The organism is Anaerococcus sp. NML200574, assembly GCF_026131665.1.
Classification (GTDB): Bacteria; Bacillota; Clostridia; order Tissierellales; family Peptoniphilaceae; genus Anaerococcus; species Anaerococcus kampingae.
The window spans coordinates 177,816-193,550 of record NZ_JAMXSM010000001.1; the positions used below are offsets into that span (position 1 = coordinate 177,816).

Consider the following 15,735-nt stretch of genomic DNA (forward strand, 5'->3'; position numbering starts at 1 on the left):
ATCCTCCTATTTTTTTGATTTATATCTCTTTGTTGCGTCTAATATTTTCTTTCTTATCCTTAGATTGTGTGGTGTAACCTCGATTAGTTCATCTTCTTCTACAAATTCCATCATTTCTTCTACACTCATCTTTTTAGCTGGTGTAAGGACGATGGCATCGTCATTTCCGCTTGCCCTGGTGTTGGTCATCTTTTTCTTTCTGCAGATGTTTACATCTATATCTAGACCCTTGGCATTTGATCCTACTATTAGGCCTTCATAGATTTCTTCACCTGGTTCGATGAATAATTGACCCCTAGATTGGGCTGCATTTAGACCGTAGGCTGTAGCTATTCCCTTTTCTGTGGCTATTAGGGATCCTAGCTGTCTCTTATCAAGGTCGCCCTTGTATCTATCATAACCTTCAAATTCGGTATTTAAGATGCCTGTTCCCTTGGTGTCGGTCATAAATTCTGTCCTGTAACCTATAAGGCCTCTGGCTGGTATTCTAAATACAAGTCTGGTGTAGCCTGATGATGATGGGTGCATATCAATCATTTCACCCTTCCTACGGCCAAGCTTATCTATAATTGATCCTGTGTATACCTCATCTACATCTACTGTTGCAATTTCAATTGGCTCTAGCTTTTTGCCATTTTCATCGCTCTTAAACATTACTTCAGGTTTTGATACTTGGAATTCATAGCCTTCACGTCTTAGGTTTTCAATAAGTACTGATAAGTGAAGCTCACCCCTACCTGATACCTTAAAGGCTTCTGTTGTATCTGTTGGCTCTACTCTTAGGGAAACATCTGTTTCTGCTTCCTTAAGCAACCTATCCCTAAGGTGTCTTGAAGTAACATATTTACCATCACGACCTGCAAATGGTGAGTCATTTACCGAAAAGGTCATAGCTAGGGTTGGTTCTGATATTTTGGTAAATTCAATTGGTTCATGGTCTCCTTCTGTACCGATTGTATCACCTACATTTATATCTTCCATACCTGATAGGGCTACTATTGAACCAAATTTCGCTTCTTCTACTTCTACCCTGCTTAAGCCGTCAAATTCATAAATTGTGACTACCTTGGCCTTTACAAGCCTGTCTGGCTCATTGTAATTTGTGATTACCGCTTGAGCATTTTTCTTAATTATTCCGCATTCAACCTTGCCTATAGCTATGGTTCCTAGGTATTCATTATAATCTGTTGTTGAAACTAAGACCTTAAAACCTGTATCTTCTTCCGCTTCAAAAGCTGGTGTGTATTCTATAATTGTATCTAGAAGGTCTGTCATATCTTCCTTGACTACGCCCTTTTCAAGTGATGCCCAGCCATTTTTGGCTGATGCATAAACAATAGGACTTTCAAGGTAGGATTCATCTGCATCTAAAGATATGAATAGATCTAGGATTTCATCTTCTACCTCATCAATTCTTTCATCTGGCCTATCAACCTTGTTTATACAAATGATGGCAGGTAGACCTAATTCTATAGCCTTTTTAAGTACAAACTTAGTTTGTGGCATTGGGCCTTCGTGGCTATCTACTACAAGTACAACAGATTCAGCCATGTTTAAAACCCTCTCAACCTCTCCACCAAAGTCGGCGTGGCCTGGTGTATCTATAATATTTATTTTCATATCCTTATAGGATACTGCTGTATTTTTGGCAAGAATTGTAATACCACGTTCTTTTTCGATTGTATCAGAGTCCATGACTCTCTCTTTTACTTCTTCATTATCTCTGAATAAACCTGATGTTTTTAAAAGACCATCTACTAGGGTTGTCTTACCGTGGTCTACGTGGGCAATAATTGCTACATTTCTAACATCTTCTCTTAACATATTTCCTTCTTTCTTACTAACAAATTCTATCAATATATTATACCTAACGTTAATTAATTATCAATAATTATCAACAAAAAAAGTGCTTTTAATTTATTATATCAAAGCACTTCATATGTATATTAGACAAGCTATTGCATTTTCACAAACTACTATCCTGTCCGACAAAGATTCAACAAGTCTGATTCCCCTGCCATTTTCTGCAAATAAATCGACAGTCTGTTTCCTACAAATTCCACTACCCTCGTCTTTTACCTTTATATATGAATAGGTATCTGTAAGTTTGACACATATTTCTATAAGTTTAAGCCTATCTTTCATATTGCCATGCTTATAAGAATTGCTCGTCAATTCATCTAATATCAGCCTAAGTTTGAAGATATAATCCTGATCATAGTCCCTATCTTCTAACAAAGCTAAAAGCTTATCTCTAAATTTTTTTATATCTTTAAGGTCAGAATTTATGACCGTCCTAATTATCTCCATAGCCTCTCCTAACTACTTCATACCCGATTTTTGTTTTTAATATCATATTTTTAAAATTTACAGAAAAAATAACAAATTTTAATTAGAATTGAAATTTTCTGTTACATTATAGAATTTACGGGTATAATGTAATTACAAGAAAAAATGAAAGGAGACATTCAATGAAATACGTTTGTACAGCATGCGGATATATTTACGATCCAGCAGAAGGTGATGTTGATAACGGAATTGAAGCAGGTACAGAATTTGATCAACTTCCAGAAGATTGGGTTTGCCCAGTATGTGGAGTTGGCAAAGACATGTTCGAAGCTCAAGAATAATAATATTAAAATAGAGGCCACAGGGCCTCTTTTTTTAGTAAGAATCTATATCATTTTTTTCTTTATTTCTAATTACTATCCCAATTGATATAAGTATGCTTATAACTAAAATTACAGCTACTATTACTACAGGCTTTTTAAGAAAACCTAGATAATCTATTTCTTCTTCCTCTGCTGGTGCTAGGGCATAAATCTTACTTATATCATCATTATGGTTGGCCTTTACCTCTTTGGTGAGTCTTTTCTTAGGCTCTTCACCTTCTTTTTCTGGCAATTTAGCATTAGCTTTATTATCTTCACTTACATCTATACTTATTGACTTAATCTTATTTGCCGCTTCATTTTCAAGCTGTCTTTTCTGGCTAGGTGTCTTGGCCTCTTGTATCTTTTGGCTATAGTCCTTTATCACTTTCTCAGTCTTTTTATTGACCTGATTTGAAACAGTGCTTGTATTTGAATTATTAGCCTTGATTGTAACTTTGACTTCTTCTAATGCCTTGGCAAGATTTGAATTCTTATCTAGCTTTTCAACCAAATCATCTACAGCTTTTTGGACCTTTTCGTAGTCAGCATTTTCTTTTTTACTAGCATCACTTGCAGACACCGCCTCTTTTTCTTTCTTTGGATTTGCATCTTTTGGGCTTTGCCCCTCTTTAGTTTCACTTTCAGGACTATTTGCTTCACCCTGCTTTTTAACTTCTTCTTTGACGGGCTCTTTTAAGGGTTGAACCTTTTCTTCTTCGAGGGTTTTAGTATCTTCTTTTATTTTTATCTTATCAGCTGGCTTTTGAACTTCTGCTTCCTTTACTGGCTGTGTTTCTTCCTTAGACTCAGCATCCTGGGCGTAGGATTTGCCTACAAAAGATAGGCTTAAGGTAGCAATTAAGAATATTTGTAAGATTTTTTTCATAGCCTTAAGCCTCCTTTCTAAATCAGTCGCTATCTAGCTGATCATCTGATGAATACCAGCCTTTTCCAATAATTGATGAAGTATTTAATATAGTTATAAAGCAATATGGGTCAACCTTTTTGATAAAGGACCTAAATCTTGCCTGTTCAAATTTGCTTGTCACACACAAGAATACAGAAATATCACTTCCTGCATATAGGCCCTTGGCACTTATCACAGTTGCCGACCTATTTAAGTCTACTTTTATAAACTTGCCAAGCTCTTCTGTCTTTGAGCTTATGATTATAAATAATTTGGCCTCATTCATTGACCCTATCATTACATCTACGCAAATCCCCTTCATGAGCAAGCCTAGGATTGAAAATAATCCAATCTCAACTCCGAATATCTTGATGGCTGCTATGGTGAAAAGCGAATCTACCACTAGAAGGGCTTTTCCTACCTGAAGAGAGGAGTATTTTTTAATTATCATCGCTATTATATCAGTACCCCCACTTGATGCAGCTAGATTAAATAAAATAGCTGATCCAACTGATGACATGAGGAGGGTAAAGATTAATTCTAGCATCTTATTGCCAGTTAGGGATTGATGAATGGGAACAATTCTTGCTAAAAGCAAGGCTGTTAGGGAATTAAGTATGGCCACATAACCTGTTCTTATGGTAAATTTCTTGCCAATCACAAAAAATCCAATTACCAATAGAACTAAGTTATAGAATAGGGTAATCTGTGGCCTTGTAAAGGGAACAAACATGGATGTGATGATACTCATACCCTCTACCCCACCTATTACAAAGGAGTTTGGATATTTGAAAAAATGAGTACCACAGGCCATTAGTATTGATGCAAAACTCATCCAGAAAAATCTGTATTCCTTTGATAGAGTATTTCTCTCATCTACATTCTTTGCTGGAATCTGTTTGCTTTCTTGATTGTCAAAAGATTGGTTGTCTTTCAATTTTCTTCTCCATCATTAAATATTTACAAGTCTAGTATATGTTACAATTATACAATGAACCAACTTTTATGCTAGGTATATTAAGCAAAGTTGGCTCATTTATAATTTTTATATTCTATTAGTCGTTTGAATAGTTATCAAAGTAGCCTTGGATTAGGACTACTGGTGTTCCCTTATCTCCTGAACCTGAGATTAGGTCTGATAGAGAACCTAATAGGTCAGTAATTTGTCTAGGTGTAGTACCTAGGGTCTTATTCTTATCTGTGTTTTGGTCCTTTTCTTTGACCATCTTCTTAAATCTCTCTGCAGCTTCTTCGCTAGATAAACCAGTTAATTCATTGTCAGCTACATATTTTAATTTAAGCTCATTTGGTGTACCCTTTAGACCTTCTGTAAAGCCTGGTGATACAACAGGATCTGCTAACTCCCAAATATGGCCTACTGGATCTTTGAAAGCTCCATCGCCATAAACCATTACCTCAATATTTTTGCCAACTACTTCGATAATATTTTTTTGAAGTTTTTCAACAAAATCTTGGGCATTTCTAGGAAATAGCTTAACAACTTCACCTGTAGATAGGTTTGAACCTAGAAGTCCATAAGAAGGATTGTATCCTGAACCATCTACTGGAGCATCAAGTATCTCATCAAGCTTAAGAATAGTCTTTCCACCTGCTTCAACTAATTGTCTTTTTACCAAGTCTCTATTGTGTATAGAGCTTACTAAAACATTGTCTGTAAATTTAAGAGCATCTACTGGATTGTTTAAAAAGTGAATTTCAGAATTTGGTGCAAGTTCCTTGTAAAATTCTGGATAATCCATACCAGTAAATAAATGCTTGTAATCTCCAGCAACTTCTCTAAATTCCTCAAGAGATAGGACATCCTTGTAAGGATTTATATTAGAATTAAATAAATCCATCTCATCCATAAGTAGGTTACCTACTTCATCTGATGGATAGGATAGACAAATGTGAAGCTTTTTGCCAGATTTAGCAAAAGATTTAAGCAAAATAGAGAATCTATTTCTACTTATGATAGGAAAAAGAATCGCAACCTCATCAGCCTCAAACTTATTAGCAAAGTCCTTAGCTATTTGATCAGAACTTGCGTAATTTCCTTGGCTTCTAGCCAAAAGAGACTCAGTAACCGCAATTACATCCCTATCGTGAAATTTAACTTCACTAGATACTTCTTTAACCATGTTGGTGACAATTTCTACTAAATCATCGCCTGTTTTAATGATTGGTGCCCTAAGGCCCATCGCTGTTGTTCCAATTATTCTTGACATTATTAATCCCCTTTCATGGAAATTATACATCCGTTTTAAATAAATTTAAATAGTATATAAAGCTAAATTTTAAATTAATTTATATTTCTAAAAAAACTAAAAATCTCTAAAAAATTCTAGCTCTTAGCATCGAACTTTTCCTTGCATTTTGGACATCTAACCTTGATTTTACCCTTGTTCTTAGGAATCCTAAGTTTCTGTCCACAGGAAGGACAGGTCACATATTTATAGGCTTCATCCTTCTTATTTCCCTTATTAAAAAGGCCCTTGATAGGATTTATAACACTATCCAAAAACATCCTATTTTCCTGGCTTCTCTTTATAGAATTTGCGCTCATAGACCTGAAGAGGGCATAAATCACAATAAGAGAAGATATGATATTAATAAGAGATGAATGAGTAAAATAAGCCAAGATAAGAAGACCTATAGCCAGGCAAATTAAAAACACTCCATATTCATCAATTCCATTTCTTTTTTCCATCTAATCACCCACAATCTCTTCCATAACTTTGGCAATATCACCATTTATAACATAATCTGCACGGCTATCCCTGCTGGTAGGATCCTTATTTATAAGGATAAGCTTATTGCCCCTATAAAAATCAATAAGGCCAGCTGCAGGATAAACCACCAGACTAGTCCCACCAATAATCAAAACATCAGCATTAGCGATAAGATTAATAGCATAGGAAATATTATTTTGATCAAGACCTTCGCCATAAAGGACAATATCAGGTCTAACAAGGCCACCACACTGGTCACAATGGGCCTCTTTTTCAAAAGACTTGACATAGGCTAGGTCAAAACTTTTCCCACACTTAGTGCAATAATAATCTCTCAAGTTGCCATGAAGCTCGATAACATTCTTACTACCTGCCTCTTGGTGGAGACTATCCACATTTTGAGTAATCACAGCCTTAAGCTTGCCCATCTTCTCAAGTTTAGCAAGGGCATAGTGGGCAGGATTTGGCTTAATACCATCAAGCATAAGATTTTCCTTGCAATAGGTCATAAACTGGTCAGGATGGTCAACCAAAAACTCATGGCTAAGCATATATTCAGGCGAATAACCAGAGTTATTCTCCCTATTATAAAGGCCAGTGGCAGATCTAAAGTCAGGCACACCTGATGCAGTAGAAACCCCCGCCCCTCCGAAAAATACTATATTATTAGAATCATCTATAATTTTTTTAACTTCCTTAATTGTGTCCATGATAATCCTTTCTATACAATCATTATAATCTTTATAAGCTATCTTACAAGAAAATCGCCATAAGATTTTATAAAAGAGAAAATATGTGGTATCATAATTTCAGACTCGAAAAGCAAGTAGAGCCTTATTTTAAAAATAAAGAAAAAAAATGATAAAAATATTTGACAAATTATTATATACATCGTATACTATAATAGTCAGTGGTCACCGGGGTGTGGCGCAGCTTGGTAGCGCGCGTGTTTTGGGAACATGAGGTCGAAGGTTCGAATCCTTTCACCCCGACCAGATAAAAATAAGCAATCAGAAATGGTTGCTTATTTTTTTATATAAAATTGAACTAAATATGAAAGGATGTAATCCTTTTACCCATAAAGGCCCCTTGATTTGGGGACTTTATGCCGAAAACTAGTGCACTTAAACATCCATTGAGTTTGGATGTTTAAGGAGAAAAATCAGTGCGGTAGCAAGAAAAGCTTACGAAGTAAGCGGTTTTCTCAGCACGGAAGAGTTTGCGTAGCAAACGGATTTTCGTACGAACAGATAAAGGCAATCAGTGATGGTTGCTTTTTTATCTTTTAAAATATAATATTTTTACAAATTTGGTATCGTTTGCCTTGTAGTGTTTAAGGAGTGACCATATGAAAAAACTTGTATTTTTTCTTATTACAATTTTTGCCCTAACAGCTTGTTCTAATAACAAAATTAATAATGAAGCTAATATGAATTCTAATGAGAATGTAAAGTGGGATTTGATTCCTATGATCGTTATTAATGATAAGCTCTATTTATATTCAGGAGAAAAGAAAGTCTACGATGAGCTGACAGATTTTGATGGAGAAATTGGTTCTGAAGTTGAAAGTACTTCAAAACACACTAAAAACAACCAATCAAATTTCGACACAGGTTTCAAATACAAAATCCTAGATGAAGGAAAAACCATCAATCTTTACATAGATGATAATAAGATGATAATTTTTAAGACGGAAGAAGACAGGAATTAGCCAATTCTATCCTAAAAATTTTCAAATCTAAAAACACAAGCTGAGCATAGGAGCTTTGACCTGAACCCGTAAACACGGAATAATTTAATAATATTTTAAGCGGAATGTAATCTGTACATAACAGGGGACATTCCGTTTAATTTTGTTTTAATCCTATCCTCATTGTACCATTTTATATATTTTTCAATCTCATTTCTTAAATGATCATAACTTTTAAAATCTTCTCCATAATACATTTCCTGTTTCAATATTCCAAAGAAGTTCTCCATTGGAGAATTGTCTAGACAATTCCCTTTTCTTGACATACTTTGCCTTATATTCATCTTTTCTAGTTTTTTAGTCCAAGTACTATGTTGGTAATGGAATCCTTGGTCTGAGTGTATAATTAAATCTTTAATGTCTTTATTTTCTTCTAATGCTTTTTCTAGCATTGTATTAGTTAATTCTATTGTTGGGTGATTACTTAGTGTATAGCTGATTATTTCACTGTTGTATAGGTCTAATATTGGTGATAGGTATAGTTTCTTTTCTTGTCCTTTAATTCTAAATTCTGTTACATCTGTTAGCCATAATTGGTTCGGTTTATCAGCTTTAAATTCTCTATTTACAACATTATCTGCTACTTTACCTATTTGTCCCTTGTATGATGAGTATTTTCTTGATCTAGTTTTAAATTTAGAGCATAGCAAGGATTCTTCTCTCATTATTCTTAAGACTTTTTTATGATTAATATTAAAGCCTTTATTTTTTAATACCATAGTTACTCTTCTATAGCCATATCTACCTTTTGATGCTTCTACTATGGTTGTTATTTCTTTTCTAATTTTTTTATCTTTATCTATTGGTTTAGCTAATTTCATCTTCCATTCATAGTATGATGATTTTGGCAATTCAGCTATTTCTAACCATTCACTTATCTTGCTTTTAGGATATTCTTTTTGTAACTTGAGGATTATTTTTGTTTTTTCCTTGCTTCTGCTTCCTCTTCCAGGAGCAAGGCTTGTAGCTTTTTTTCGTATATTATCTTCATTTTTAGAAGTCTATTTTCTTCTCTTAATCTTATTAATTCTTCTCTTTCACTTTCATTTATTGGAGTATTAAGTTTAGACTTTTTATTTAATTTGGTCATATTTTTTCTAGGCCTTCCTCTGTTATCCTCTAGTCCAGATAAACCACGCTGTCTATATGCTCTCTCCCGATTACATATTATTGATTTATTGCTTATATTAAAGTGCTCTGCGGTTTGTCTGAATGAGATATTATTGATTTGCCTATATTGTATTACAGATAGCTTAAATTCACTAGTGAATTTATCTTTATTTTGCTTTTTTGATAAGTTATCAAATCCACCTGATTGATATTTGATTATCCAGTTTTGTAATGTACCTTCGGGTATATCATATTTTTTAGAAACCATCGGACTGCCTCCAGATTCCCCTGATAAATATTCCGTTACTAGTTTGATTTTAAATTCTTTTGTGTATTTTGGCATACAAAAACCCCTCCATCCGTATTCCGGATTTTGGGGTTCAGGTCACTAGGCCGGGTTTTTTTGGTTGCATAGATTATTAGTAAAATTATTTTTATACTCCTTAGCACTTGAAATAAGAACATTACAAACCAACTCTTTAAAAGATCTAACCATTAAATTCCCCTTACAAAAATAGGGAGCGATCTAAATCACTCCCTAAATGGTTTTTCACAGTTTCCTCTGCAATGGACATGGTTTTTCAGTCTCCATGCCGACCAAATGGTATAAGTTTAGAGTCTTTATACCGACTTTCTGTAATAACATTATACTTAGAATAACCCTTTTTTCAAACTAAAAAGATAGAATACGTATAGTTATTTAAAAAGAAAAAATCATAAAAAAACAAAATCAACTGTTCTGCCCATGGATAGCTGCTTCTAATAATATAATATAGAATCTAAAAATGACTTACAAAATTATGTTATTAAACTAACAATTACTGTAATCCGCTTATTCAACACCTGATTTCTAAAACTGTTAAATACCACTGGTTTAAAATCAGTATTATCCAAAAAGTACTATGATCCTAGTTATCCGCCCATATAATAGAGATTTCTCATAAAATTTAAGGTATAATAGACGAAATAGGTTTTTATTATAATGTATCTAATTTTCATAGTACTTTGAAACATTTAACCATTCATTAAATAATATAGAATATTGGAGAAAATTAAAATGAGTAATAACACAAGAGCTACGTCAGTTTTATTTGGATTTGATTTTCAGGTTAATGCAGCAATAGCTTTAATGTTAGAAAATATTAAAGACATAAAGAAACTGCGCATAGAAGGTGAGCTTGAAGATATTGAAATCACTTTAAAGGATGATGTTAAAATATACTCTCAAGCAAAATCTGTAGTAAAAAGTAGTTCTGATTTTAGAAACGTTATTAAAAATATGACAAATTCCTTAATTTCATTACAAAATGCATCACAAAAAGCTTCCGAAAAATCAAAAGAAATTAAAGAATTGATAATGATTACAAACTCCCCTAACCCACTTAATGATATGGATTCAATTTCTACGTTCTCTCTTGATGCACATAGAACTTACGAATCACTATCACCACATCTGCAAGATAAAATTAATAACATAATGGATAAAAATAACATATCTTTAGATTTATCTAAATTTAAAATTCAAATATTACCTTTTGAAACAGATGATGAAACTGAAAGATATAAGTTTATAAAGCAATATATTCAAGAGTTTTTATCTGAAATTGACACTTCATATAATGGAATCACTAAGAAATTAATGACCATATGGCAAAGAGAAATATTTAAAAATGGAACTCAAGAAAAATTAACATATGAACTATCTAAAAAAGATGTTATTCGGCCAATCATCGTTATTTTAACAGAATCAACTAATATCAGTGATGAATTAAGATACGGATTTGATACCCCTATATTTAATGAAACAATAAAAAAATATTCAAATGTAATACATGTTTGTGTTAATAAATTTGACTTTTTTAGCCAGGTATTATTTGATTACAATTCATTTATTTATTATGGAAAAGCTTCAGAAAAAATAAACTGTTTTATTTCAGATTTATGGAAAAATTACACAGAATACTTTGACAATATTGAATCAGATGATGAAGTCAGAGAATGTCTTATTAAAATTATCCTATATAAAATAATATCAAATAGAATAACAATTAATAAGATAAAAGAGGGTGTTCAGTTATGATAATTAAAGAAATTATTATTAAAGAGGGAATTTTTCAAAGAAAATTTATTTTTGACGATAGAAATAATTTGATATACAGTAATCATAATAGTTGTGGTAAAACAACTTTGTTAAGATGTATTTTATATGGATTTGGATATAAAATACCCCCTACTAAAAATTTTAAGTTCTCAAAGTGTGAAACAGAATTATTATTAAGCGAAACTAATTACGGTAAAATAAAATTATTTAGATATAATGAAGATTCAATTACTTTAGAATATGATAGTAAATCTGAGGTATATGTATTACCCGAACAACATATAGATGTGCTAAAAATCATATTTGACACTGAAAATATTCAACTATTAAATAATATACTTGGAGCTCACTATTTCGATCAAGAAAAAGGTTGGACATTACTTAATCGAGGAGTTGTAATTGGAAGCATCCGTTTCAACATAGAAGAACTTGTTAGAGGCCTTAACGATGTAGATTGTTCTAAATTGATTGAAGAACAAAAAAAATTAAAAAATAAAATAGAAAAATACAAACAAATAGATAAAATAATCGAATATAAAAATAATGTAGAGCAACAAAATTACAGTCTTTTACCCGAAGATATAAATGATAAATTCATAGAAGAAATAAATGAACTTAATATACGAAAGAATCTAATAAACAAAAAAATATACAGCATAAATAAGACTTTAAAAGATAATAAACAGTTCAAAAATTTTATATCTAAGATGCATATATTGATAAAAGATGAATCTGGAAAAGAAATAAAAGTTACAAGTGATAATATAGTCGGACTTAATGACTCAATAGAGCTTTTAGTATCAAAAAAAAAGATATATGAAAGCAACTTAGTTGAAATCACAAAAGAACTTGAAAAAATAGATATATTAAAAAATAACTCAAACGATCAACTAGCATTTATTGAAGAAATAGATCCAATTGTTCTTTTTGATACAACAATTTCTAATCTGACATTAAATGAGCATGTAATAAATGAAAGTTTAAAAGAATTAAAATCTCAACTCAAAAGCGTAAATAAAGAAATTAATTCTGCATCGATTAATAATAATTCAGTTACTAATTTAACAAAGTCACTAAATCAGTATGCTAAAAAATTAGGATTAGAAAAAAGTGTAAAATTTGACGAAAACTATTTATTTACTTCAAACCTTAAAGAATTATCTGGTGCAGTTTTACATAAAACTGTATTTGCATTTAAACTAGCATATATAATAGAAATACAAAAAAAACTAAATATTAAATTGCCAATTATATTAGACTCCCCTAGCGGAAAGGAAATAGATAAAGAAAATATACAAAAGATGCTAGATATTTTGAAAGATGATTTCAAAGATAACCAAATTATCATTGCATCAATTTATGAATATTCATTACCTAACCTTCATAAAATCAAACTAAAAAATAGAATGATTGAATTAGAAAAATAATAATTATTTAGACCACAGCCCACCATTCATAATATTATAAGAGACTGTGTAAAATTTTGTGTATAGAAACCTCCTGATTAGGGTAAGTAAAAACAAAACAGGAGGAATTTTTATGCCAAGAAAAAGACCAGAAACAAAAATAATCAAAATAGAAAAAATATTAATTGAAGAATATCAGCCTCGAAGCGCACAATATTCAAAAAGCTCTAAAAGACCTTCTAGGCGATACAATGGAAGAACTTTTAAAAGCAGAACTAGATCAGCATTTAGACTATGAATATAGAGAAAAACCACTATCACTAACACTAGAAATGGAACAATCAAAAAAAACAGTAAGATCTTCTTATGGAAACATGGATCTAAGCATTCCTAGAGACAGAGAGGTTCATTTGGCCAAAAGTATTAAAAAAAAATATACCCCTATAAGGCACAAGCTGAAAAAGACATATCAAACATAGAAAATCAGATAATATCAATGTATGGGAAAGGAATGACAACAAGAGATATATCCAGTCACATCAAAGATATCTACGGTTTTGGAATATCAGAAACAATGGTAAGTAAAATAACCAACAAAATACTACCAACCCTAGGAGAGTGGCAAAATAGACCACTAGAAAAAATCTATCCCATGGTCTTTTTAGACGCCATCCACAATCACGTAAGAGAAAACAACATAGTAGTCAAAAAAGCAGTATACAAGGCACCAACAGAAGAACTAGCCTTAACTAGTCTAGAAATATTCGGAGGCAAATGGGGTAAAAAATATCCAATATGTGTAAGCTCTTGGAAGAACAACTGGGTAGAACTATCAACATATTTTAAATATCCAGAAGGAATAAGAAAACTAATATATACAACAAATGCCATGGAAAACTTCAATATGCAACTAAGAAAAGTAACAAAAAATAAAACCATATTTCCAAACGATTATGCTCTACAAAAAAGCTTGTATCTAGCAATGGTAGATGCCTCAAGTAAGTGAACCTATAGGATACGAGGATGGGATCAAGTCTTATCCCAATTGTCAATATTTTTTGAAAGGAGGTTTTAATAAAGCTTAGAATTTAGTATAAAATCGACTGTAAATTTTCATGAAAATTTGACAGTTTATTAAGCCCAAGTAAAATTAAGTAAAGCTCCATTCCTATAGGAATGGACAAATATTGATACATAAAAAAATGTATCAACCCTTACCCTTATATCAGGATTTAGGTTGATACACAAAATTAGTTACAGACCCCTCAAATTATAAAATTTATTCAAATTATGCAAATACATACTATTTTGTAAAGCTCTTTAATATAATGTTTTATTTTTCTCCATAGAATAATTCCTTCGATATAGCAAAAGCCTTCATATCATAGCAGAATCTTAAATCATTTTTCTTTTCTTCTTCATCTGCTATCTGCTCTACCTCATAAGTAAACAAGTAATTTCCAATAGCTATTTTAGTTGGTTCACTATTTAACATATCTTTATTTTCTAAAATATGCTTTAATCTATTTATATCCACATCATGTGAAGCATGTCTATATTCTACCGTAGAAGGATTTTTCAACACATTCCCAGTAAATCTTCTGCCATCATATTCGTAATACTTAGGATTACTTTTATCTCCCAAGTTATACCATCCATAGCCAGGATCAACAACTTGTGAAACTATAAGTGGAGACCCGAAAATTCTAATTACTCCATTTTCTGTTTTCTTGATACTATCACATCTTACAATCATCTCAACCCATCCATACCTAGCGCCATGTCCTCTAGCTGTACCATAATTTATTAGATCAAGTTTATCCATATTACTAGGTAATTCATCGATTTTTTTATCCTCTCTTATGTACTCTTCAAGAGCGTTAAAAAACTCCACAGCACTATTATCTCCTGATGGATCCCATAAATACTCTTCATCTTCTATGATTTCAGGAGAACTCAAATTTTTAACATTTCCAGCAAGATATAAGTCTAAATTCCTATAATAACCAGACCAAAGATAAACATTTTTATAGTATTTCTTTGTTTTGAGACATAATTTCCCAGAAACCATAGGCATTCTAACAGAAAAATAATTTCCAATATTAACATCCTTATAGGACTTTAAATTATTTTTATCGCTATTTAACCATTTTCTGATATCATCTACATCTAAGTTTAATGAATATTTATATTCAGTAGACTTAGATATACTATTTTCACTCTCAATCTGACTATTGATAACTGCCATATCAAAACCTATTTTAGAACCTAAACTAATAGTATCTTTGTCTTCATTAGATATATTCTCTGTCATACTTTCTGCTTTACCTATAACTTTATCTCTTCTAAATTTTTCCAACTTATTTTCTGACAAGTAAAATACATCTAAAAACTTCAACTCCTTTCTATTCATCTCTTTATAAGATTTGTCTAATGATTCCTTATAAATACTATATATTTTCGCTCTATCTCTGCCTTCTTTATTTAGCATATTAATAATTTTCTTTATAAACTTAAACATGATATTCCTCTACTATAAAATTTAAATACATTATCTACTTGTTAGCATCATCCAACTTATGAAATTAAAATTTCGTAATCTTCAATTACTCCAATCTTTCTCTTTTCACTATTTATCTGAACATAAACGTAGAATACACTTTGCAAACGTTTATTTTAAAACATTATACTTTATCACGCTATAAACATCAAGGAATATAAATTCATATTAGTTAGCTAGATATTAATAGAATTCCTCAATCGTCGGTAATAATTATTATTATCAATGGGCGTGGGCTGACTAAAACTTATTTAAATACCTTAAATTACTGTGAATTAGATAAGAAAAAGAGGAGAAATTTATCTCCTCTTAATTCTTGTATTCTTATTGTACGTACTGACCAATAAAGTATTTTATTTAATTAATTAAACTTCTACAGCTTGGATTCTTTAATAGCCTCATAATCTTCCTGACTTGAAACTAGGCAATCAACCATCTATGCCCTTTTGATATATCAATTAATTTATACTAGCTTCCTCTATATAATAGACATATCCTATATGATGCTGGTAATT

14 protein-coding genes, 1 tRNA gene and 1 pseudogene are annotated in these 15,735 nt (G+C 31.6%); 6 read left to right on the forward strand and 10 right to left on the reverse strand.

Annotated elements, in window-relative coordinates:
• Positions 1 to 6 precede the first annotated feature (6 nt).
• Together typA and NH286_RS00800 are read right to left on the reverse strand one after the other, a co-directional pair.
• On the reverse strand, positions 7 to 1,824 hold the full coding sequence (typA, locus tag NH286_RS00795; protein ID WP_106460944.1) for a translational GTPase TypA: 1,818 nt from the start codon (positions 1,822 to 1,824) through the stop codon (positions 7 to 9).
• Between the two features lie 111 nt (positions 1,825 to 1,935).
• Positions 1,936 to 2,310, reverse strand: coding sequence for an ATP-binding protein (locus NH286_RS00800; protein ID WP_106460945.1), 375 nt, complete (start codon positions 2,308 to 2,310; stop codon positions 1,936 to 1,938).
• 161 nt (positions 2,311 to 2,471) lie between these two features.
• Between NH286_RS00800 and rd the strand changes: the two genes are divergently transcribed.
• Entirely contained in the window at positions 2,472 to 2,630 is a 159-nt protein-coding gene (rd, locus tag NH286_RS00805) for a rubredoxin (protein ID WP_004833839.1), read from the forward strand.
• Between the two features lie 34 nt (positions 2,631 to 2,664).
• On the opposite strand, the gene NH286_RS00810 is transcribed toward rd, so the two are convergent.
• From NH286_RS00810 to NH286_RS00830, 5 genes are all read right to left on the reverse strand, one after another.
• The gene (locus tag NH286_RS00810) at positions 2,665 to 3,540 is read right to left on the reverse strand and encodes a hypothetical protein (RefSeq protein ID WP_265236098.1); all 876 of its coding nucleotides are present in this window, start codon (positions 3,538 to 3,540) and stop codon (positions 2,665 to 2,667) included.
• 22 nt (positions 3,541 to 3,562) lie between these two features.
• The gene (locus NH286_RS00815; protein ID WP_265236101.1) at positions 3,563 to 4,498 is read right to left on the reverse strand and encodes a YitT family protein; all 936 of its coding nucleotides are present in this window, start codon (positions 4,496 to 4,498) and stop codon (positions 3,563 to 3,565) included.
• Between the two features lie 118 nt (positions 4,499 to 4,616).
• Positions 4,617 to 5,789 (reverse strand): coenzyme F420-0:L-glutamate ligase, encoded by a 1,173-nt coding sequence (locus NH286_RS00820; RefSeq protein ID WP_265236103.1) that lies wholly within the window; start codon positions 5,787 to 5,789, stop codon positions 4,617 to 4,619.
• A 116-nt stretch (positions 5,790 to 5,905) separates the two neighbouring features.
• The gene (locus tag NH286_RS00825; protein ID WP_265236105.1) at positions 5,906 to 6,271 is read right to left on the reverse strand and encodes a zinc-ribbon domain-containing protein; all 366 of its coding nucleotides are present in this window, start codon (positions 6,269 to 6,271) and stop codon (positions 5,906 to 5,908) included.
• Positions 6,272 to 7,003, reverse strand: a complete 732-nt coding sequence (locus tag NH286_RS00830; RefSeq protein ID WP_265236106.1) for an NAD-dependent protein deacylase — start codon at positions 7,001 to 7,003, stop codon at positions 6,272 to 6,274.
• A 208-nt stretch (positions 7,004 to 7,211) separates the two neighbouring features.
• Between NH286_RS00830 and NH286_RS00835 the strand changes: the two genes are divergently transcribed.
• Positions 7,212 to 7,288 (forward strand) — tRNA-Pro (locus NH286_RS00835).
• Positions 7,289 to 7,641: 353 nt separating this feature from the next.
• Complete coding sequence (locus tag NH286_RS00840; protein ID WP_265236108.1) at positions 7,642 to 8,004, forward strand: membrane lipoprotein lipid attachment site-containing protein; 363 nt, start codon at positions 7,642 to 7,644, stop codon at positions 8,002 to 8,004.
• A 95-nt stretch (positions 8,005 to 8,099) separates the two neighbouring features.
• On the opposite strand, the gene NH286_RS00845 is transcribed toward NH286_RS00840, so the two are convergent.
• A complete protein-coding gene (locus tag NH286_RS00845) occupies positions 8,100 to 9,023 on the reverse strand; it encodes an IS3 family transposase (RefSeq protein ID WP_265236164.1) in 924 nt (307 codons plus the stop codon).
• Positions 8,957 to 9,496 (reverse strand): helix-turn-helix domain-containing protein, encoded by a 540-nt coding sequence (locus NH286_RS00850; protein WP_265236110.1) that lies wholly within the window; start codon positions 9,494 to 9,496, stop codon positions 8,957 to 8,959. Before NH286_RS00850 ends, NH286_RS00845 begins: the two co-directional genes overlap by 67 nt.
• A 714-nt stretch (positions 9,497 to 10,210) precedes the next feature.
• Here NH286_RS00850 and NH286_RS00855 point away from each other — a divergent pair.
• The 3 genes and pseudogenes from NH286_RS00855 to NH286_RS00865 all read left to right on the forward strand — a co-directional run bounded on the left by NH286_RS00855 (position 10,211) and on the right by NH286_RS00865 (position 13,735).
• A complete protein-coding gene (locus tag NH286_RS00855) occupies positions 10,211 to 11,233 on the forward strand; it encodes a hypothetical protein (protein WP_265236112.1) in 1,023 nt (340 codons plus the stop codon).
• Positions 11,230 to 12,681: a hypothetical protein gene (locus NH286_RS00860; RefSeq protein ID WP_265236114.1), complete on the forward strand. Its 1,452-nt coding sequence runs from the start codon at positions 11,230 to 11,232 to the stop codon at positions 12,679 to 12,681. Before NH286_RS00855 ends, NH286_RS00860 begins: the two co-directional genes overlap by 4 nt.
• Positions 12,682 to 12,845: 164 nt before the next feature.
• A pseudogene (locus NH286_RS00865) lies at positions 12,846 to 13,735 on the forward strand (transposase).
• A 258-nt stretch (positions 13,736 to 13,993) separates the two neighbouring features.
• Here NH286_RS00865 and NH286_RS00870 read toward each other — a convergent pair.
• Positions 13,994 to 15,181: a hypothetical protein gene (locus NH286_RS00870; protein ID WP_265236116.1), complete on the reverse strand. Its 1,188-nt coding sequence runs from the start codon at positions 15,179 to 15,181 to the stop codon at positions 13,994 to 13,996.
• Positions 15,182 to 15,735 lie beyond the last annotated feature (554 nt).

Bases quoted from the DNA above. Each gene is read 5' to 3' on its own strand.
- typA (WP_106460944.1), bottom strand. From the start codon at position 1,824: ATGTTAAGAGAAGATGTTAGAAATGTAGCAATTATTGCCCACGTAGAC.
- NH286_RS00800 (WP_106460945.1), bottom strand. From the start codon at position 2,310: ATGGAGATAATTAGGACGGTCATAAATTCTGACCTTAAAGATATAAAA.
- rd (WP_004833839.1), top strand. From the start codon at position 2,472: ATGAAATACGTTTGTACAGCATGCGGATATATTTACGATCCAGCAGAA.
- NH286_RS00810 (WP_265236098.1), bottom strand. From the start codon at position 3,540: ATGAAAAAAATCTTACAAATATTCTTAATTGCTACCTTAAGCCTATCT.
- NH286_RS00820 (WP_265236103.1), bottom strand. From the start codon at position 5,789: ATGTCAAGAATAATTGGAACAACAGCGATGGGCCTTAGGGCACCAATC.
- NH286_RS00825 (WP_265236105.1), bottom strand. From the start codon at position 6,271: ATGGAAAAAAGAAATGGAATTGATGAATATGGAGTGTTTTTAATTTGC.
- NH286_RS00830 (WP_265236106.1), bottom strand. From the start codon at position 7,003: ATGGACACAATTAAGGAAGTTAAAAAAATTATAGATGATTCTAATAAT.
- NH286_RS00840 (WP_265236108.1), top strand. From the start codon at position 7,642: ATGAAAAAACTTGTATTTTTTCTTATTACAATTTTTGCCCTAACAGCT.
- NH286_RS00850 (WP_265236110.1), bottom strand. From the start codon at position 9,496: ATGCCAAAATACACAAAAGAATTTAAAATCAAACTAGTAACGGAATAT.
- NH286_RS00855 (WP_265236112.1), top strand. From the start codon at position 10,211: ATGAGTAATAACACAAGAGCTACGTCAGTTTTATTTGGATTTGATTTT.
- NH286_RS00860 (WP_265236114.1), top strand. From the start codon at position 11,230: ATGATAATTAAAGAAATTATTATTAAAGAGGGAATTTTTCAAAGAAAA.
- NH286_RS00870 (WP_265236116.1), bottom strand. From the start codon at position 15,181: ATGTTTAAGTTTATAAAGAAAATTATTAATATGCTAAATAAAGAAGGC.